The organism is Rhodococcus sp. T7 (assembly GCF_009872365.1).
Lineage (GTDB): Bacteria > Actinomycetota > Actinomycetes > Mycobacteriales > Mycobacteriaceae > Rhodococcus_F.
The window spans coordinates 62,503-81,505 of the sequence record NZ_WXYH01000154.1 but is presented as its reverse complement, the minus strand read 5'-3'; the positions used below and the strand labels follow the sequence as shown (position 1 = coordinate 81,505).

Annotated in this window: 20 protein-coding genes; 5 read left to right on the top strand and 15 right to left on the bottom strand. The window is 69.3% G+C overall.

The window, feature by feature from the left end:
* Window positions 1-45 precede the first annotated feature (45 nt).
* Window positions 46-792, top strand: a complete 747-nt coding sequence (locus MLGJGCBP_RS17125) for an SDR family oxidoreductase (RefSeq protein ID WP_160097105.1) — start codon at window positions 46-48, stop codon at window positions 790-792.
* A 16-nt stretch (window positions 793-808) separates the two neighbouring features.
* On the opposite strand, the gene MLGJGCBP_RS51785 is transcribed toward MLGJGCBP_RS17125, so the two are convergent.
* From MLGJGCBP_RS51785 to MLGJGCBP_RS17110, 4 genes are all read right to left on the bottom strand, one after another.
* Complete coding sequence (locus tag MLGJGCBP_RS51785) at window positions 809-1,288, bottom strand: reverse transcriptase domain-containing protein (protein ID WP_236581153.1); 480 nt, start codon at window positions 1,286-1,288, stop codon at window positions 809-811.
* Window positions 1,219-2,052, bottom strand: a complete 834-nt coding sequence (locus tag MLGJGCBP_RS17120) for a hypothetical protein (protein WP_236581155.1) — start codon at window positions 2,050-2,052, stop codon at window positions 1,219-1,221. Before MLGJGCBP_RS17120 ends, MLGJGCBP_RS51785 begins: the two co-directional genes overlap by 70 nt.
* Window positions 2,053-2,297: 245 nt before the next feature.
* On the bottom strand, window positions 2,298-3,488 hold the full coding sequence (locus MLGJGCBP_RS17115) for a YbfB/YjiJ family MFS transporter (protein WP_160097103.1): 1,191 nt from the start codon (window positions 3,486-3,488) through the stop codon (window positions 2,298-2,300).
* Window positions 3,489-3,609: 121 nt separating this feature from the next.
* Window positions 3,610-4,644: a nitronate monooxygenase gene (locus tag MLGJGCBP_RS17110; RefSeq protein ID WP_160097101.1), complete on the bottom strand. Its 1,035-nt coding sequence runs from the start codon at window positions 4,642-4,644 to the stop codon at window positions 3,610-3,612.
* 118 nt (window positions 4,645-4,762) lie between these two features.
* Here MLGJGCBP_RS17110 and MLGJGCBP_RS17105 point away from each other — a divergent pair, with 118 nt between their 5' ends.
* On the top strand, window positions 4,763-5,641 hold the full coding sequence (locus tag MLGJGCBP_RS17105) for a LysR family transcriptional regulator (protein ID WP_160097131.1): 879 nt from the start codon (window positions 4,763-4,765) through the stop codon (window positions 5,639-5,641).
* Window positions 5,642-5,682: 41 nt separating this feature from the next.
* Here the strand turns inward: MLGJGCBP_RS17105 and MLGJGCBP_RS17100 are convergent, their stop codons facing one another.
* The gene (locus tag MLGJGCBP_RS17100; protein ID WP_160097129.1) at window positions 5,683-6,423 is read right to left on the bottom strand and encodes a lipoate--protein ligase family protein; all 741 of its coding nucleotides are present in this window, start codon (window positions 6,421-6,423) and stop codon (window positions 5,683-5,685) included.
* Window positions 6,424-6,598: 175 nt separating this feature from the next.
* Here MLGJGCBP_RS17100 and MLGJGCBP_RS17095 point away from each other — a divergent pair, with 175 nt between their 5' ends.
* Window positions 6,599-7,036: a cupin domain-containing protein gene (locus MLGJGCBP_RS17095; protein WP_160097099.1), complete on the top strand. Its 438-nt coding sequence runs from the start codon at window positions 6,599-6,601 to the stop codon at window positions 7,034-7,036.
* Between the two features lie 16 nt (window positions 7,037-7,052).
* Here MLGJGCBP_RS17095 and MLGJGCBP_RS17090 read toward each other — a convergent pair whose 3' ends face one another.
* The 4 genes from MLGJGCBP_RS17090 to MLGJGCBP_RS17075 are packed head-to-tail and all read right to left on the bottom strand — an operon-like array spanning window position 7,053 to window position 10,550.
* Window positions 7,053-7,796 carry a cobalt-precorrin-6A reductase gene (locus tag MLGJGCBP_RS17090; RefSeq protein ID WP_160097097.1) on the bottom strand — a complete coding sequence of 248 codons (744 nt, stop codon included), beginning with the start codon at window positions 7,794-7,796 and terminating at the stop codon, window positions 7,053-7,055.
* Window positions 7,797-7,798: 2 nt separating this feature from the next.
* Window positions 7,799-8,548, bottom strand: a complete 750-nt coding sequence (gene cobM / locus MLGJGCBP_RS17085; RefSeq protein WP_087556965.1) for a precorrin-4 C(11)-methyltransferase — start codon at window positions 8,546-8,548, stop codon at window positions 7,799-7,801.
* Window positions 8,545-9,780, bottom strand: a complete 1,236-nt coding sequence (gene cbiE / locus MLGJGCBP_RS17080; RefSeq protein WP_160097095.1) for a precorrin-6y C5,15-methyltransferase (decarboxylating) subunit CbiE — start codon at window positions 9,778-9,780, stop codon at window positions 8,545-8,547. The genes cobM and cbiE overlap by 4 nt, the downstream gene beginning before the upstream one ends.
* Window positions 9,777-10,550: an SDR family NAD(P)-dependent oxidoreductase gene (locus tag MLGJGCBP_RS17075; protein ID WP_160097093.1), complete on the bottom strand. Its 774-nt coding sequence runs from the start codon at window positions 10,548-10,550 to the stop codon at window positions 9,777-9,779. The genes cbiE and MLGJGCBP_RS17075 overlap by 4 nt, the downstream gene beginning before the upstream one ends.
* A 30-nt stretch (window positions 10,551-10,580) precedes the next feature.
* Between MLGJGCBP_RS17075 and MLGJGCBP_RS17070 the strand changes: the two genes are divergently transcribed.
* The gene (locus MLGJGCBP_RS17070) at window positions 10,581-10,994 is read left to right on the top strand and encodes a TIGR03618 family F420-dependent PPOX class oxidoreductase (RefSeq protein ID WP_087556968.1); all 414 of its coding nucleotides are present in this window, start codon (window positions 10,581-10,583) and stop codon (window positions 10,992-10,994) included.
* On the opposite strand, the gene MLGJGCBP_RS17065 is transcribed toward MLGJGCBP_RS17070, so the two are convergent.
* A complete protein-coding gene (locus MLGJGCBP_RS17065) occupies window positions 10,954-11,712 on the bottom strand; it encodes a polyprenol monophosphomannose synthase (protein WP_160097091.1) in 759 nt (252 codons plus the stop codon). The two genes, MLGJGCBP_RS17070 and MLGJGCBP_RS17065, sit on opposite strands and share 41 nt — an antisense overlap.
* A 128-nt stretch (window positions 11,713-11,840) precedes the next feature.
* On the bottom strand, window positions 11,841-12,980 hold the full coding sequence (locus MLGJGCBP_RS17060; RefSeq protein WP_160097089.1) for a M24 family metallopeptidase: 1,140 nt from the start codon (window positions 12,978-12,980) through the stop codon (window positions 11,841-11,843).
* Between the two features lie 36 nt (window positions 12,981-13,016).
* Here MLGJGCBP_RS17060 and MLGJGCBP_RS17055 point away from each other — a divergent pair, with 36 nt between their 5' ends.
* On the top strand, window positions 13,017-13,973 hold the full coding sequence (locus MLGJGCBP_RS17055) for a 5'-3' exonuclease (protein ID WP_160097087.1): 957 nt from the start codon (window positions 13,017-13,019) through the stop codon (window positions 13,971-13,973).
* A 32-nt stretch (window positions 13,974-14,005) separates the two neighbouring features.
* Here MLGJGCBP_RS17055 and MLGJGCBP_RS17050 read toward each other — a convergent pair whose 3' ends face one another.
* The 4 genes from MLGJGCBP_RS17050 to tatA all read right to left on the bottom strand — a co-directional run bounded on the left by MLGJGCBP_RS17050 (window position 14,006) and on the right by tatA (window position 18,948).
* Complete coding sequence (locus MLGJGCBP_RS17050) at window positions 14,006-14,692, bottom strand: DUF4333 domain-containing protein (RefSeq protein ID WP_072941705.1); 687 nt, start codon at window positions 14,690-14,692, stop codon at window positions 14,006-14,008.
* A gap of 102 nt (window positions 14,693-14,794) precedes the next feature.
* A complete protein-coding gene (locus MLGJGCBP_RS17045; RefSeq protein WP_160097085.1) occupies window positions 14,795-17,530 on the bottom strand; it encodes a DEAD/DEAH box helicase in 2,736 nt (911 codons plus the stop codon).
* 18 nt (window positions 17,531-17,548) lie between these two features.
* Window positions 17,549-18,589, bottom strand: coding sequence for a twin-arginine translocase subunit TatC (tatC, locus tag MLGJGCBP_RS17040; RefSeq protein WP_087556972.1), 1,041 nt, complete (start codon window positions 18,587-18,589; stop codon window positions 17,549-17,551).
* Window positions 18,590-18,660: 71 nt separating this feature from the next.
* A complete protein-coding gene (gene tatA / locus MLGJGCBP_RS17035) occupies window positions 18,661-18,948 on the bottom strand; it encodes a Sec-independent protein translocase subunit TatA (protein ID WP_087556973.1) in 288 nt (95 codons plus the stop codon).
* Window positions 18,949-19,003 lie beyond the last annotated feature (55 nt).

Here is a 19,003-nt window from a genome sequence, read left to right as displayed (position 1 = left end):
ACCATCAGTTGTTCGTGAACCTTGCGTTACCGATCGAATTGAGGAGTGAACGTGACGGAACGGGTCATCGTCGTGACGGGTGCCGGCTCGGGAATCGGGCGGTCCATCGCGACCGGACTACTCGATGCCGGACACCACGTGGTGCTGACCGGACGAACACGAGAGTCCCTCGATCAGACAGCGCACGGGCACGACCACGCACGCGTGGTGCCTGCCGACGTCTCTTCACCGCAGTCGGTGCACAGCCTCTTCGCCACCGTCGCCGAACGGTTCGGCCGCCTCGACGTACTCGTCAACAACGCCGGCACCTTCGGCCCCTCCGGCGCGGTCGACGAGATCGAACCGGAGGACTGGGACCGGACCGTCGCCACAAACCTCACCGGGGTCTTCCTTTGTTCGAGAGAAGCCGTCCGAATGATGAAGGCGCAGACACCCCGCGGCGGACGCATCATCAACAACGGCTCCCTGTCCGCGCACACACCTCGACCCGCCAGCGTCGCCTACACCGCAACCAAACACGCAGTATCGGGGTTGACCAAGTCGATCGCACTCGACGGGCGCGACCACGACATCTGCTGCACCCAGATCGACATCGGAAACGCCGACACCGCCATGACCGCCGGCATCGGCCACTCCGCGCGCCAAGCGGACGGATCCATGCGAGCCGAACCCACCTTTGATCCGCGGTACGTCGCGGACGCGGTCACCCGGCTGGTCGAACTCCCCCTCGACGTCACCGTGCCGACGTTGACGATCATGGCCTCCCGTATGCCGTTCGTCGGCCGCGGCTGACCGCGGTCCGGCGGCCTTAACCTTCCCAGCCGACCCGGGCGGCCAGTGCGTGCAGCGAGCGTTTCCTGCTCTCGTTCGACTCCCCGACCCAGGCGATGCGTCCGTAGACGTACTCGCGAAAGTGCGGTCTGCCGTCACGATTCTGCGAATCCGGCCCGTGCCGAACGCAATTGAACAGCAGTGCCTTCACGTCGTCGTACTCGGCACGCGCCGCCTGCGGACGAGTGTTGACCACCAGCCCGGCCAGGTGCTGGCGTCGGTGTGCTCGCATCACCCGGGTCTTGCCGGGGTGGACGGAAAAGCCTTCGTCCGCCACGATCCTGCCGACGGCGTGGATCAGTCGATCCACCGCGAGATCCGAGCCGGAAAACGCACGGTCGTCGGCATATCGGGTGTACGCGACGCGGTGGGTTCGCGCGAGTCCGGTCAACCTGCGATCGAGCCGGTGTGCAACGAGATTGGCGAGCGCCCGTGACGTCGGCGCCCCCTGCGGCAGGTGCGCACCCCGGAGCCGGCTCGCCGCGTCGAACGGAAGCTGCGCGAGGACACCGGGTGGGGTCGACGTCGTGCAGAGCCCGGCGAGCACCCGGGACACCCGGGTCGGATAGCCGAGTGCGCCGAAGACCGCCCGCACCCGCGTCCGCGAGACCGAGGAAAGAACGCGCGAAGGTCGATGCGCAGCACGACTTCGTGCCCGGCATGCGGAGCGGAGAAGGTGTGGACACTGCGACCTCGGACGAATCCGTGCGCCGCCGCATGAGACGGAACGCGGTCGAGGACGGACCGCAGAATCCGGCGCTGCACCTCCCGGAGACGTTCCTTGGGCGCTTCGAGCAGGCGGTTGTCCGACCGGATCCGATAGCGGTAGTGCTGCAGCGGCGGCGGCTTCGTGCGCAGCCACCCGCCGGGATCGGCGAACCAGTCGAGTTCGGCGGGGGTGAGGCCGACCGCCTCGGCGACCGCGGCCGTGCGCGACCACTGCGGGACGTCGAACTTCCAGCCGTTGCCGGATACCTCGTCGACGATCGGCTCTGCCCGCTCGATCAGCGGAAGTTCCGACAGCAGCCGAAAGACGCTGTCGACGCCGTCGATCGGCGGCGTGGGCATGAGGTCGTGGAGCCGTATCGCGATCCGGCCGGCGTCCGGCACTCCGGTTTCCTCGAAGCGGAGGACGAGGCCCGCCCTGGTCCAGGCTCCGTCGATTGCCACCGCAGCGAGGCGACGAGCGATCTCGGGCGGCAGGGCCGGGCGGGCAGTCATGCGTGCGACGGTGCGAGGTGACCGATACCTGTCGTCTGCGGCGCGCCGGAGCACGCGGAGCATGCGGTCGCGCGTCGGACGGTGTCTCCGATGAACACTGTCGAGCCAGGGGTTACCCCTGACATGGTCGCAGCCGGCGAACCGGCCACACCACTCTCACCCCGCCACCGTCGCACCTCGTGAGAATGCCACATCCTCGCGGCCGTCCGGGGCCCAATCGCCTTCAGGAATGGGCCGCCTTCCCCCTACCCGACCGTGGCGTGCCCACGCAACCGGACGCTCAGTCCGGCAGCGGCAAGTGCTGCGGCGAGAACGATACCCGCGGCGACGAGCAGGGCGAGGTGGTAGCCGTCGGACAGCAGTGGTGTCACGACGAGAGGGCCCGCGATCTGACCGAGACTGTATCCGCTCGTCAAAATCGCGACCGCACGCGGGAACTGGAGGTGAGCGCCGATCGCGAGCGACATCTGGCTGATGCCGAGGAAGGTTCCCCCGAACAGGAAGGCGGAGACCAGGGCGGGCCCGATGCCGCCTGCCACCGCGGGCAGCGCGATGCCGGCAGCCTGAACGGTGAGGGCGATCACCAGCAGGACCGGCCGGGACCACTGTCGGCCGAGCGATGCCCACAGCGGACCGGACGGCAGCGCCGCCAACCCGACGAACACCCAAGCGCCACTGCCGGCAATGCCACCCGCGGTACGGTCGATAGCCGCGACGAGGAAGGTGCCGGCGATGATGTATCCGACGCCCTCGAGGGAATAACTGGCGAAGAGGGCGCCGAACCGGCGGGCCCCCTGCTCGGGTGACCTTCGACGCTCGTCGGCCGACGCGGATGCCGGGTGCTGCGGTGTGAGAGTCCACGCCGCGAGGGTGCAGATCGCGGTCAGCAGCGCGGCCGCCCACCACACCGACTCCCACGTGCTCATCGACCGCAGGATGAGGACGACGAGGCCCGACAGGGCGATACCCGCTCCGATTCCGCCGAACGCCCACCCCGACAGGTGCGCTGCCTGACCACTCAGGTGGGAGTGCATGGCGCCGACAGCGAAAACGAACACCAGCGCACTGGTGACACCTGCGATGAATCGCAATACACCCCAGTCGGTTTCGTTCGATGCGACCGGCATCAACGCCAGCGTGAAGGTCAGGACGAGCAGTGAGACACGCAGGGTTGCCGCCGAGCGCATCAGCCCGGGTAGGGCGATTCCGGCGAGCGCCCCGACGAGATAGCCGAAATAGTTGGCCGTCGCCAGAGCGGCGCCCGCCGACGGGGTCAATCCGGCCTGGGCCTCCATCAGCGGGAGAACAGGGGTGTAGACGAACCGTCCGATACCCATGCCGGCCGCCAGTGCAGCCCCAACCTGGCCGACCGTGATCCACGGCGAGGTCGGGGTTCGGAACGTGATTCGCTCGTCGGTGCTACCTGGTGCGTTCATGCCTTCTCTTCCAAAAACGTTCGCCGCCGAACCTAGCAAGCGACGGATGTCAGCAACGTCGCGCGCGCGTCGGCCGGCGCGAGGTGTTCGGCGTACGGCAGCAGACGTTCGCCGATGTCCATCAAACGGCCCGCGCTTGTCTCCACAGGTCTCGGACGATCTGTTCGGCGGGGGCCGACCGGGCCTTGCGATACCCGACGCCGGCCCACAGGGCGAGGCCCTGCGGGTCATCCGCGGCCCCGGCCGCGGCCCGCAGCCCGCTCGTCAACAGGTGTACCTGCGGATATGCCGTCACCGCGTACGCGTCGAAGTCGGTGATGAAGTCGTTGACCAGGCCGCGGGCGGGACGGCCCGAGAACGCGCGGGTGACGACGGTGTCGGTGAACCGGTCGTCGTGCAACGCGGCGCGGTGCGCGGGCTTGGTGCCCGCCTCGTCGGCGCGCAGGAGAGCGGTACCGATCTGGACTGCGGTGGCCCCGGCCGCGAGAGCCGCAGCGACGTCTGCACCCGTCGCGATCCCTCCCGCCGCGACGAGGGGAAGGTCGACCGCGACGCGGGCCGCCTCGACCAGTTCCCGGGTCGAACGTGGGTCCGGCTCCGCGTCCGGGTCGAGCGTCGCCCGATGCCCACCTGCGTCGACTCCCTGCAGACAGATCACATCGACGCCCCGCTCGGCGGCCGACCGTGCCTCGTCGACATCCGACACCGTCGCCACGACGGCAGTGCCGACAGCGTGCAACCGCTCGACGACGCCTCGCGGCGGAAGCCCGAACGTGAACGACACCACGGGAACGGGAAGCTCGACTGCGAGGTCGACCTTGGCGTCGAACGCATCGTCGTCGTGGTCGACGACCTCGGGCAGCACCACCTGCCGACGTTCGGCGAGCGGCTGCAACCGCTCCCGATAGCCCTCCACGGCCGCGCGGTCGGCCGGTGGGCGGCCCGGGACGAAGACATTGAGTCCGAACGGTGCGGCCGTCAGAGCGCGAACCGCGTCGACCTCACGGCGAACCGCGTCGACGGTCTTGTACCCGGCCGCCAGGAAACCCAGGCCGCCGGTGGACGAAACCGCGGCAACGAGTTCGGGGGTGCTCGGCCCTCCCGCCATGGGCGCCCCGACGATGGGAATTCGGAGGTCTTCCTCGAAATCGAACACCAGGTTCCTTTCGGTCGATGGGTGCGTGACGAACGCGGCTCACGCTTCCGTCCACCATCGTGCACCGCCGAATCGGCAAGCGGAAATGCCGTTTCGGCTGGATCTATGCTTGGCAGTTATGACCATCGAACTGCGGCATCTGCGGGCGGTCGTGGCGGTCGCCGAGGCGGGCTCGTTCACCGCCGCGGCGACCGCGCTCCACATCACGCAGCCGGCGCTGACCCGAACGGTGCAGCAACTCGAGGCCTCGCTCGGCGTGCGGTTGTTCGACCGGACCTCGCGTGCGCTCGCCCTCACCGAGGACGGTGCCGGTTTCGTCGAGAAGGTGCGCGTCATTCTCGGGGACCTCGATTCCGCGGTGGCGCTGTACACCACCCGATCCCTCGCCCTCGGCTTCAGTTGGCTCCTCCCCGATCCGTGGGCACAGCAGGTGATCGACGACGTCGAGAAGAACTCCCGCGCCACCGTGGTTCCGCGGCGCTGCGACGACCCCATCGCCGCGCTGAACAACGCCAGCGTGGACGCCGCGGTCGTCCGCCGGGACGTCCCGGGCGACGAGTTCGTGCAGCATCCGCTGTTCGAGGAGCAGCGGATCGCGGCGGTCTCCGCCGCCTCACCTCTCGCGAGCCGCGAGTCCATCGACTGGGCCGAGTTCGGAACGCTTCCTCTGGTCATCAACACTCTCAGCGGCACCACGTCCGAGGATCTGTGGCCGAACCACGACGGCCCGGTGGTGACGTGCTCGAACTTCGACGAGTGGCTCGAACTGATCGCCGCGGACCGCGGTGTCGGCACGGTTCCGGAAGTCGCCCGGCGGCGGGTAAATCATCGCAATGTCCGGTTCATCCCGCTGGTCGGTGCGCCGCCCGCGGTCGTGCGGTTCGTGTACCGCCGCAACCGGGTGACGCCGCTGCTGCGGGTGTTGCGGGACGCCGCGATCCGCAACTCTCCCCCGCCCGGCGCCGGAACGACATCGTCGAATCATTCGTCACTGTAGGCCATTTCGATGATGGAGCGGGATCCCCAGTGCCGGGCACCTCATGCGACGTGGGCGTCGCGCAGGTTCGCGGCTTCCTCGAGGAGGTCGGGATCTGGGGTCAGTTCGTGAACTGCGCCGATCTCGGCGAGGATCGCGGCACGGACCTGGTCGAGGGTCACGGCCGGGTTCAGGTCCGTGAGGGACGCCGCCGTGGCGGGATCGAACTCCAACTCGAGGGCGGCGTTGACATCGGCGAGCACCGCCCGCACGGGATCCGAATCGGATACCACGAGTTCGAAGCCGAATAGCCATGCGCCGGCCACTATTCGCTGCGCGGTCCCCGCCAACTTGACGCGGCCCGCGCCGTTCACCGTCCAATCACCGGGGCAGTACTCGCCGGGCACCGGTCCGATGCGAGCATCGACGCCGAGCGTCCTCAGCACGGCGACGATCCTCGGGGTGATGCGCTGGAAGCGGGGCCGAGCCCCGACGATGCCCTCCGTGTCCCGGGAGACGATCTCCACGACGAGGGTCTGCTGATGGTACGCCGCCGCCCGACCACCGGCGCCCCGGACGACGGGGGTGAACCCACGGTGCCGCGCCGCCGCGGCCGCGGCCGGAAACTGCGGTCGCACAGCGTCCAACCGCCCGAACGACAACGTTGGTGCGGGACTGTAGATCCGCACCAGCGCAGTCGCATTCGGATCTCGCCCGGTTCGACGCAGCAGCGCCGACGCAAACGCCGCATCCATCACGGGATCATCCGGAAAATGCGTGGTCAGCAACTGCTCTATCGTCATACCCATCCCGCCGTTCCGCTCCGGAGTATCTCAGACATAGTCTGCACGGCGATCGAATTTCGCGGATATCCCCTCGGACGCACGGTTCGTGGCCCTACCCTGGACACGCCGTAATGCACTCCCCCTGGACGCCTGCGCGCAGTGTGCAGAGCCAGCGCGCCGAGAGGTCGTCACGATGCTCCTCAGATCGAGTGTGGTCGCCTTGTCCTGTGCCGTCGCCGCAGTGCTGTCCGCCTCCCCCGCCCAGGCCACGCCGTCTTCGGGGGTGACCGCACAGGTCCTGTTCGAGACCACGGTTCCGGCGGTCGCGGGCAGTTCGGCGGGCACGGATCTGACGCTGCGGCGCATCGAGATCGCCCCCGGCGGCACGACGGGGTGGCACTACCACGACGGCCCGGTGTACGCGTTCGTCGAATCGGGTGTGCTGAGCCGGACGCTGCAGGACTGCACGACCGCGGTGACGACGGCCGGTCAGGCGATCACCGAGGACCACGGCAGCGATCACGTCCACGAGGGCTCCAATCTGGGAACGGAACCGCTGGTCCTCCTCGCGTTCTACACCGAACCGGAGGGCAAGCCCCTGTCCGAGGACGCACCGGCGCCGACCTGCTGACGGGCCGGCCGGGTCGTCATCGCGTGAGGGCGCCGATCCAGGCGACGGCGCCCGCGACGTCGTCGACCGTTGCCGTCGCCGCTGGCAACGGTGGACGGCGAATCATCAGTACCGGGACGCCCAGTGCGCGTGCGGCGTCCAGTTTCGCGTCGGTCTGACCGCCGCCGCTGTTCTTGGTGACGAGGACGTCGATGCGGTGCTCACGCATGAGTGCGGTCTCGTCGGCGACCGCGAACGGCCCGCGGGCCAGGAGCAGGGTCGACTGCGGCGGCATCGCCACGTCGGGCGGATCGATCGCGCGGATCAAGAACCACAGCGCGTGCAGGTCCGCGAACGTGTCGACACCCTGCCTGCCGATGGTGAGGAAAACCCTCGTTCCCAGACCGGGGAGCAGTTCGGCGGCGTCGGCAAGGTCTGCGGCGCCGTGCCAGTGTTCACCCGGACGCGGCGACCATTCGGGGCGACGGAGAACCATCAGTGGGATGCCGCAGCGGTGCGCGGCGTCGGCAGCGTTGCTCGTGATCTGCGCCGCGAACGGGTGCGTCGCGTCCACGATCGCGTCGACGGGATGCAAGCACAACCACTCCGTGAGGCCGTCCGCTCCCCCGAAGCCGCCGATCCGCACGTCCCCGACGGGCAGGCGCGGGTCACGGACCCGGCCGGCGAGGGAGGACACGGCCTCGACACCTGGAACGTCCGCGAGTGCCTCGGCCAGCGCTCGGGCCTCCCCGGTGCCACCGAGGATCAGGATCCGCGCCACGCTCAGTGGGTGGTGCGCTCGCGGGCGGCCGAGTACAGGTAGCTGTCCGGAAACCCCTCGGCAGCAAGCACTTTACCGACGATCACCACGGCGGTCTTCGTGACACCCGCCGCCTTCACCTGATCGGCGATGGTGGCCAGGGTGCCGCGCAGCACGATCTCATCGGGGCGCGACGCGAACGCGACGACAGCGGCCGGACAGTCGCGGCCGTAGTTCTCGGTGAGTTCCAGGACGATCTGATCGATCCGGTGCGCCCCCAGATGCACCACCATCGTGGCGCCGCTGCGGCCGAGGGAACGCAGGTCCTCACCCTCCGGCATCGCGGTGGACAGGGTGGACACGCGGGTCAGCACGATCGACTGGGAGACGCCGGGAACGGTCAGTTCCCGACCCAGCGACGCCGCCGCCGCAGTGAACGCGGGCACCCCGGGCACCACCGTGTACGCGACCCCGGCGGATTCGAGCCGGCGGACCTGTTCAGCGACGGCACTGAAGATCGACGGGTCACCCGAATGCAGGCGGGCGACGTCCTGACCGGCCGCGTCGGCCTCGATCAGCAGGGCGACGATTTCGTCGAGACTCAGACGCGCCGTGTCGATCACCCGTGCCCCCTCGGGGCATTCGGCCAGTAGTTCCTGCGGGACGAGGCTGCCCGCGTACAGGCAGACCGGACTGGCCGCGATGATCCGCTGCGCGCGGACCGTGACCAGGTCGGCCGCACCGGGACCGGCTCCGATGAAGTACACCGTCATGCCACAACACCTTTCGACTGCTTCGTCACCGACCACTGCGCCACCGGCAGTTGTGGCCGCCACGCGGTGAACCCACCGAGCGGCTCCCCCCGGTACACCTGAAATTTGCGGAGCTGCCCGCCGCAGTGCGAGAACCACTGCAGCAGTAGCGCTTCCGATTCCGCTGTCACCGCGTTGGCCACCATCCGGCCGCCGACCCGGAGCCGGGACCAGCACTCGTCGAGCAGGCCGTCCTGGGTGACGCCACCGCCGACGAAGATCGCGTCCGGGGCGGACAGTTCGGCGGGCACGTCCCCGAAGGCCGCGGGTGCGTCGCCGAACACCGCGAGGGACGGCACCCCGAGCGCCGAGGCATTCGACGTGATCTGGTCGACGCGTGCCGCGCTGCGCTCGAAAGTCGCTGCCCGGCAGAGGGGGTGGGTGCGCATCCATTCGATCGCGATCGTGCCCGATCCGCCTCCCACGTCCCACAGCAACTCCCCCGCCGCGGGTGCGAGGGCGCACAGCGTCAGGGCGCGGATCTCGTGTTTGGTCATCTGCCCGTCACCCGTGAACGCGGCGTCGGGCAGTCCCGGCAGCCGCGTCAGCCGGACGGCGCCGGCCTCGGCGCGGCAGTCGATCGCGATCACGTTCAGCCGGGGCCCCGGCCGGTGCGACCACGCCGACGCCGTTCCGTCGAGCCTCGACTCTTCGTGTCCGCCGAGTTCACCGAGCACGGTGAGCCGCGACGGACCGAATCCTCGTTCCGTCAGAAACTCGGCCACGGCCGCGGGGGTGTGCTCGTCGCGGCTCAGGACCAGCAGTCGCGTCCGATCGCCGAGTGCCGGCAGGAGCGTGTCCACGGCCCGGTTCACGAGACTGACCACCGGTGTCTCGTGCGCCGCCCAGCCCAGCCGGGCGCAGGCCAGGGTGGCGGACGACGGGTGCGGGATCACCCGCACGCGGTCCGCGCCGAGGAGTCCGACGAGGGTGACACCGATGCCGTGGAACATCGGGTCTCCGCTGGCCAGCACGCAGACCCGCCGGCCGTGGTGCTGTTCGAACAGGCCGGGCAGCGCCGGGACCAGCGGCGACGGCCAGGCCACCCGCAGCGCCGGCGACTCGGGAATCAGGGCGAGTTGGCGCCCCGAACCCATCACGACGTCGGCGGCCTCGATCTCGTTTCGCGCAGACGGCGACAGACCGTCCCATCCGTCGGCACCGATACCGACGACGACGATCGGGTCGGTCATCGCGGCATCCGGCGCCAGATCGCCTGCGGCAGCAGTCGCATGACGAAGAACACCGGTCGCAACCGTCCCGGCACCCACACTCGGCCGGCGCCGGAGCGCAGGCCCCGCACGACCGCGTCCGCGACCTGCCCCGGCGTGCTCGACATCGGCGCGGGCGACATTCCCTCGGTCATCCGGCCGATCACGAAACCGGACCGGACGAGCAGCAGGGACACACCGCTGCCGTGGAGGGCGTCGCCCAGACCGGAGGCGAACCCGTCCAGGCCGGCCTTCGCCGACCCGTAGACATAGTTGGCGCGGCGCACCCGCACACCCGCGACGGACGAGAACACCACGATCCGTCCCGACCGCTGCTCCCGGAGCAGGGTGGCGAGGTGGGTGAGCACGGAGACCTGCGCGACGTAGTCGGTGTGGACCACGGCCACGGCGTGCCGTGCGTCCCGCTCGGCGCGCGCCTGGTCGCCCAGAATGCCGAACGCCAGCACCGCCACCGACAGCGGGCCGTGGGCGTCGACGACGGATCTCAGGAGCTTCTCGTGGCTGTCGAGGTCGTCGGCGTCGAACTCCACGCAGTCCACCGCGGACGCGCCCGCATCGAGCAGCGCCTGCCGCTCGGCGGCGAGTTCGGTGCTGCGGCGGGCGGCGAGGACGATCATGCGGCCGGGCGCGAGCCGGGAGGCGATCTCGAGGCCGATCTCGCTGCGACCACCGAGCAGGAGTACCACCCCGTCGTCGGGCTTTCCGCTGTTCTTCTTCGATCCCAGGCTCACCCGTCCAGTGTCCTGGATTACCGTCGGGGCATGGACCGCACCCCCTCCACCCCGATCCGCCTGCCCGACGCGGCACTCGCCTTCCTCGGCGAATACCACCTCGGGACGCTCACCACGCTCCGCAAGAACGGCACCCCGCACGTCGTCGCCGTCGGGTTCACCTGGGATCAGGAGCACGGGCTGGCACGGGTCATCACCAACGGCTCCTCGCAGAAGGCCCTCAACGCCGAACGCGGAGGGTACGGCGCGGTCAGCCAGGTGGACGGACCGCGCTGGATGACGCTCGAAGGTCCCGCCCGGGTCCTCACCGACCCCGAAGCCGTCGCCGACGCCGTTGCCCGCTACGCCGCGCGGTACCGCCAGCCCCGGGTGAACCCGACCCGGGTGGTCGTGGAAATCGCCGTCAGCCGCGTACTCGGCTCGGCTGCGCTGCGTCACGACTGAACCGAAGCTTCCACGGGACCCGCGCCGACTCGAGCTGGACCGCGAGGCTCATCTTGGACACACCGTCCGTGCGTTCCTCGAACCGGATCGGGACCTCGGCGATCGTCATGCCGCGTTGCACCACCCGGTAGTTCATCTCCACCTGGAATGCGTACCCGTTGCTCTGCACACCCTCGACGTCGATGGCCCGCAGCGTGTCCGCGTGCCACGCCTTGAACCCGGCGGTGGCGTCCTTGACCCGCAACCGCAGGATCGCGTTGACGTAGAAGTTCGCCCACGCCGACAGCGCCTTGCGGTGCCACGGCCAGTCGCTGGCTACCGCGCCTCCCGCCACGTAGCGGGAGCCGAGCACGACGGCCGCATCCGTCGTCGTCAGCGTCTCCACCATCCGCGGGATGGCCTCGGTGGGGTGCGACAGGTCGGCGTCGATCTGGATCACGATGTCCGCGCCCTCCGACAGCGCCCGCGTCATGCCGGCGACGTAGGCGCGCCCGAGGCCGTCCTTCACGGTCCGGTGCAGCACACCGACCGGGATCGGACCGCTCTGCGCGAGCGCGTCGGCGACCTCACCGGTGCCGTCCGGCGAGTTGTCGTCGACGACCAGCACGTGCAGGTTCGGGATGGCCAACGCCGCGAGAAGCTCGACGATCTTGGGCAGGTTGTCGCGTTCGTTGTAGGTCGGGACGACGACGGTTACCTTCGGGGCGACGCTTTCCATGACACCTTCGGTTGATCTGTGATCCCGACTCTCCGCGGACGTGCAGCGGCGAGTGCGGTCGTGAACAAATGGGAGATGTTACTACCCGCGCCGCACCGCCCCGCACACTCCCGTTCCCCCCGGCGTGCTCAGCCCGGGAGAACCGTCAGCCCGTGCGGCCGGGTGTTGACCGGCTCACAGCCGTCCGCGGTCACGATGACGATGTCCTCGATGCGGGCACCCCACTCCCCGCGGAAGTAGATTCCCGGTTCCACGCTGAAGGCCATCCCCTCGGTCAGTTCGATCGCGTTACCCGAGACGATGTACGGCTCCTCGTGCACCGACAGACCGATTCCGTGCCCGGTCCGGTGCACGAACACCTCGGCGAGGCCCTGCGCGGCCAGCAGGTCCCTGGCGGCCGCGTCGACCGCCTCGGCGGTGACGCCGGGACGCACCAGGGCGACCGCCGCCGCCTGCGCCTCCTCGAGCACCGCGAACTTCTCGGCCACATCCGGATCGGGCTCACCCATGCTGTAGGTGCGGGTGGAGTCGGAGTTGTACCCGGGTTCGACGGGTCCGCCGATGTCGATGACCACGACGTCACCCGACTCGACGACCCGCTCGGACACCTCGTGGTGCGGGTCGGCTCCGTGCGGTCCCGAGCCGACGATGACGAACGCCGCCTCGGTGTGACCCTCGTCGAGGATCGCCGCGGTGATGTCCGCCGCCACCTCGGCCTCGGTGCGACCGACCTTCAGGAACTCCCCCATCCGGGCGTGGACCCGGTCGATGGCCTGACCGGCCCGGCGCAACGCATCGATCTCCGCGTCGTCCTTGACCATCCGCAGCTCCCGCAACACGTCGGTGGCCAGGACCGGCAGCGCCCCGAGCGCCTCCGACAGCGGAATCAGGTGCAGCGCCGGCATCGCATCCGTGACGGCGGTCCGTGCAGGGGACGGCAGCAGACCCGACACCAGCGCGTACGGGTCGACCCCGTCCACCCAGTCGCGGACCGTCAGACCCAGCTCGGACGTGGCGGATTCGGTGAGCGCGGCCAGTTCGAGCCGCGGCACGACCACGGACGCGGTGTCGCCGTTCGCCGGAATCACCAGGCAGGTGAGCCGTTCGAACGACTCCGCGCGCGAACCCAGCAGATACCGCAGATCGGGTCCGGGCGTGATGAGGAGGCCGTCGAGTCCGGCATCGCGGGCCAGGGCGCCTGCGCGGGCGATCCGGTCGGCATAGATGGTCGTCGGGAAACGTGAAGTCGATGCGCCGAGGGAACTCATGGCTTCAGGCTAAACCGGTTTGGCAGGATGAGGGTCATGACAGGGCCTCTGCTTCTCCTCGACGGTGCCAGCCTGTGGTTTCGCGCGTACTACGCGCTACCCGACTCGATCACCTCACCCGACGGTCGATCCGTCAACGCAGTGCGCGGGTTCACCGACATGGTGGCCGCACTGATCACCAAGCACCAGCCGTCCCGGCTGGCGGTGTGCCTCGACCTGGACTGGCGGCCCGCGTTCCGCGTCGAAGCAGTGCCCACCTACAAGGCGCACCGGGTCGCCGAGGACACCGACGGGGCGGAGGTAGAGGTCCCCGACACCCTGTCGCCACAGGTCCCGATGATCCTGGATGTCCTGGCCGCCACCGGAATCGCGACCGCAGGCGCGGAAGGCCTCGAAGCCGACGACGTCCTCGGCACCCTCGCCGCCACCGAGACCCGCGACCCGGTCGTCGTCGTCACCGGCGACCGCGACCTGCTGCAGGTCGTCACGGACGACCCGGTGCAGGTGCGGGTGCTGTACGTGGTGCGCGGACTCGCCAAGGCCGAGTTGCTCGGGCCCGAAGAGGTGGCCGCCAAGTACGGGGTGCCCGCCGACCGGGCCGGTGAGGCCTACGCCGAACTCGCCCTGCTGCGCGGTGACTCGTCCGACGGGCTACCGGGTGTGAAGGGTATCGGCGAGAAGACCGCGTCCAGCCTGATCATGCAATACGGATCGCTCGCCGCACTGCGGGCCGCGGCCGTCGATCCGGAATCCGACATGGCGAAGGGTGCGCGCGCGAAGTTCGCCGCCGCGGCCGACTATCTCGACGCGGCACTGCCGGTGGTGCGGGTAGTGCGCGACGCGGACGTCGAACTGTCCCGCGAAGACACGCTGCCCGCCGAACCGGTCGACGCGGACCGGCTCGGCAGGCTGGCGGACGAACTCGGAATCGAGAACTCCGTGGGACGGCTCACCGCGGCGATGAAAAAGGTGGCCGCCGCACGGGTTCCGTGACGGCCGGGGTGGGCCGCCTGGGAGCCGATGGACTAGCTCGGGCGGCTCACCTCGTACGTGCCCTTGTCGTCGGTGAAGGTGAGAGTGACCTGCTTCTTCTCACCGTCGACGGTGAGGCTGCACGTGAAACTGTTGCCCTTCTTCACTTCCTGACCCGAGGGGCAGGTGACACCGGACACGTTCTCGGCGCCGTACGAATCGGTGACGATGCGCTCGACACCGTCCTCCGCCGCCTTCTGATCGAGGGTGTCCGTGCCGAACACCGTGAACGCCAGCACCAGGGCGATACCCACGATCACCAGCAGTGCCACCACACCGCCGATGATCAACGGCAGCTTCGACTTCCCCGAGGACGGCGGCTGCCCCCACTGCTGCTGGCCGGGGGCCGGACCCCACTGCTGCGGCTGACCCGGCTGCTGACCCCACTGCGGTTGTCCGGGCTGCTGAGGCTGCTGGCCCCACTGCCCCGGACCCGGCTGTCCGAGCTGACCGGGCTGCGGCTGCTGACCCCACTGCGGCTGTCCGGGCTGCTGGCCCCACTGCGGCTGCCCGGGTTGCTGAGGCTGACCCGGTTGCTGACCCCACGGCTGGGCGGGCGGCTGCTGACCGTACTGCGGCGCCCCGTACTGGCCGCCGGTCTGGTCAGGATTACCCTGGCCCGGTTGCTGTCCCTGGGCCCACTGCCCGTTCGGGTCGTTCGGTCCGTAAGGGCCGCTCATCGTCGCCTCCCGCTCACGTGTCAAGTTTTGTACCTACCGTAACGCCCCACCATCGGATTCGGGCCTTCGGACGGCGTGCGAATCCAACCACACGGCGTCGGGTCACGCAGCATCCACGGCGACGACGCCACGGCGGATCGCCGCGACCGCACGACCTGCGGCCTTGCCAACCTCCGGATCGGGCGACGTCGACCGGACCTGTTCGAGGAGATCGATCACCTGCCTGCACCACCGCACGAAGTCGCCGGCGGACAGCGCGCGCCCCTGGTCCCCCGCCGCGATCAGCGCCTCGACGAGCGAATTGTCGCTGGCCCAGTGGTAGATCGCGGCAGCGAAGCCGAAGTCCGGTTCCCGGGTGGGCGGCAACTTGTGCCGGATCTCGTCCGCCCGCAGTTCCCGCCACACCCGCACGGTCTCGTCGAGGGCGTGCCGCAGCGCTCCCGGACCGCCGCTCTCGACCGTGTCCCCCTCACGGCGCGACTCGAAGATCACGGCGGACACGACAGCGGCGAGTTCTGCGGGCCCGAGTCCCTTCCACACCCCCTGCCGGAGGCACTCGGCCACCAAGAGGTCGCTCTCGCAATAGATCCGGCTCAACCGGGTGCCGTGCTCGGTGACATCGGGGTGCTCACCCGCCGAGACGTAATCGCGTTCGGCGAGCAGCGACAGGATCCGATCGAACGTACGCGCCAACGAGTTCGTCGTGGCGGCGACCTTCTGCCGCATCGTCTCCGTCTCGCGGGCCAACCGGTTGTAGCGCTCACCGATCCGGCTCAGCTGCTCGCGGTCGGGCCAGCTGTGGCACGGATGCTGCCGGATGGCGCGCCGCAACCGCGCGATCTCGGCGTCGTCGCCGGCCGCACCCGACTTCTTCCGCTTCCGCCGGCCCGGCGCGACGATTCCGGTGCTGCGCAACGCCGATGCCAGATCGCGTCGCACCCGGGCCGTGTGGTGATCGAAACGTCGCGGCAACCGCATCGATCCCAAAGACCGTGCCGGCTCGGGGAAGTCGCCCGCCGACACCCGGCCCGCCCACTTCGCCTCGGTGAGAATCAACGGCTTCGGGTCCGTCGGGTCCCGGTCCGGTTCCAGCACCACCGCCAGACCCGAATGCCGTCCCACGGGGATCGCGATCACGTCGCCGCGCCGCAGAGCGACGAGCGAGGCGACGGCGGCGTCCCGGCGTTCGGTCCGGCCTGCGCGTTCGAGCGACCGTTCCCGGCTGCTCAGTTCCTCCCGCAGGCGCGCGTACTCGAAGTACTCGCCGTCCTCGCCGCCCAGCCGTTCGCTGAGCGTGGTGAGCGCGGCCTCGTTGCGTTCGATGCCGCGCGTCAGGCCGACCACCGACCGGTCGGCCTGGAACTGGGCGAACGACCGCTCGAGCAGGGCCCGCGATTCCGCCGCACCCATGCGGTCGACGAGGTTGATGGTCATGTTGTAGCCGGGACGGAACGAACTGCGCAGCGGGAACGTGCGGGTGGACGCCAGCCCGGCGACGTCCACCGGTTCCACCCCGGGCTGCCACAGGACGACGGCGTGACCCTCGACGTCGATACCGCGACGTCCCGCCCGGCCGGTGAGCTGCGTGTACTCGCCCGGGGTGAGTTCGGCGTGGGCCTCGCCGTTGTACTTGACGAGGCGTTCGAGGACGACGGTGCGGGCGGGCATGTTGATGCCGAGCGCCAACGTCTCGGTGGCGAATACGGCCCGGACCAGTCCCTTGACGAACAACTCCTCGACCGTCTGCCGGAACGCCGGCAACATTCCCGCGTGGTGCGCGGCGAGGCCACGCTCCAGCGCCTTGCGCCATTCCCAGTACCCGAGAACCTCCAGATCGGCCTTCGGCAGTTCGGCAGTGTGGGCATCGACGATGGTCCGGATCTCGGCGACCTGCTCCGGCGTCGTCAGATCGAGTCGGGATCGCAGGCACTGGGCCAGCGCGGCGTCGCACCCGGCCCGGCTGAAGATGAACGTGATCGCCGGGAGCAGGCCCTCGTCATCGAGGCGGGAGATCACTTCCGGCCGGGGCAGCGGCCGGAAATCGCTGGAGTACCCGCGGCCGCCGCCGCGTCGCCCCCTGCCCCGCGGTTCCCACGAATCGGCCCGCTCGAGGGCCTGACGCTGCTTGACGTGACGCACCAGATCCTGGTCGACCACCAGATCCTTGCGGGCGTCCCCAGTGCGCGCCCTCGTGTCGAACAGGTCGAACAGCCGCTTTCCGACCATGATGTGCTGCCACAGCGGGATCGGGCGGTTCTCGTCGACCACCACGGTGGTGTCGCCGCGCACCGTCTCCATCCACGCACCGAACTCCTCGGCGTTGCTGACCGTCGCCGACAGACTGACGAGCCGCACGTCCTCCGACAGGTGCAGGATTACCTCTTCCCACACCGCCCCGCGGAACCGGTCGGCCAGGAAGTGCACCTCGTCCATGACGACGTGCGACAACCCGCGCAGCGCCGCGGAATCGGCGTACAGCATGTTCCTCAGCACCTCGGTGGTCATCACGACCACCGGGGCGCCCGAGTTGATGCTCGAATCTCCGGTCAGCAGCCCGACGGTGTCCTTGCCGTACCGCCGCACCAGTTCCGCGTACTTCTGATTACTCAGCGCCTTGATCGGTGTGGTGTAGAAGCACTTGCGACCGGCCGCGAGCGCCAGGTGCACGGCGAATTCGCCGACCACCGTCTTTCCCGCGCCGGTCGGGGCGCAGACGAGGACGCCGTGGCCGCCCTCGAGCGCGCGGCAGGCGTTGATCTGGAAGGGGTCGAGCACGAAGCCGAGCTGCGCCGAGAACACATCGAGTTCGGTGCCGCCGGTCGTGTCACCTGTTGTCACTGCCACCCCGTCAGATTGTCACAGGGTGTCGGAGAAGTCCTGACCCGGTGTGTTGCTGCCGGTCGTGCTCGCGTCGTCGTTCTTGTTCACTGCACCGGACTTCCCGGACTTGCGTGAACGCCGGAACCGGCCCGCGGGCTCGGGGACCGCGGTGGCGGCCACGTCGAACGACTCGTTCAGGTCCGACGGCGCCGCGATCGTCGACGCCTCGTCGTCGTCGAGGGCACCCCACTCCTGCTCCGTGCTGCGAGCCTTGCGGCGGTCGTTGACGCGGGCGATCTGCACGGCGATCTCGAACAGCAGGGTCAGCGCGAATGCGAGCGCGAGCATCGAGAACGGGTCCTGACCGGGTGTGGCGATCGCGGCGAACACGAACAGGGCGAAGATCAGGCCGCGGCGCCACGCCTTGAGCTTCGTGTAGGGCAGGATGCCGACGAAGTTCAGGGCGACGATGAGCAGCGGGATCTCGAAGCTGACGCCGAAGATGATCAGCAGGTTGATGATGAACCCGAAGTATTCCGCGCCGCCGAGTGCGGTGATCTGGACGTTGTCGCCGATCGTCAGCAGGAAGTGCAGAGCCTTCGCGACGACCACGTACGCCAGGACGGCGCCGGCCATGAACAGCGCCGCGCCGGACACCACGAAGCCGATCGCGTAGCGGCGTTCCTTCGCGTACAGGCCGGGCGTGATGAACGCCCACAGCTGGTACAGCCAGATGGGGCAGGCGAGGACGACACCTGCCGTGAACGCGACCTTGAAGCGGAGCATGAACTGCTCGAACGGTCCGGTCGCGAGGAGGCGGCACGACCCGTCGTGGCTCAGGTCGGCGCGGCTCGACTCCGGCAGCGAACAGTACGGCCCGCGCAGGAGCTCGCCGAGACTCTCGATGCCGAAGATCTCGTGGGAGTACCAGAAGAAGCCCACCGCGGTGGTGACCACGATGGCCAGCACCGACAGGAGCAGTCGCGTGCGCAGCTCGTAGAGGTGATCGACCAACGACATCGTGCCGTCGGGGTTGGTCCTCCGCTTGCTGTGGCGCGGATCGAACGGAATTCGCACTGTTGTTCGCCCTAGTCTTGGTCAGCAGTCAACCGGGGTGAAGAGTCACCCCGGTTGTCAGGCGGCTCGGGCTACGCCGACTTGGGCTCGGTGTGCTGCGGGTGCGGCTGCGGCTGCACCGGCGCCGGAGGGGTGACCGGTGCGGTGGTGGTGTCCGCCACGGGCAGCTCGGCGGGCGCACTCTGCTGCGCGGTGGGCGCCGGCGCGGCGTTGTCGTTTTGCATCTCCTTGACCTCGCTCTTGAAGATGCGGAGCGAACGGCCGAGTCCACGAGCCGCGTCGGGCAGCTTCTTGGAACCGAACAGGATGACGACGACCAGCGCGACGATGGCCCAGTGCCAGGGGCTCATGGCTCCCATGATGAAACCTCCAAAAGATCAGGTGACCCCGATGCTACCGGACATACACGGCACC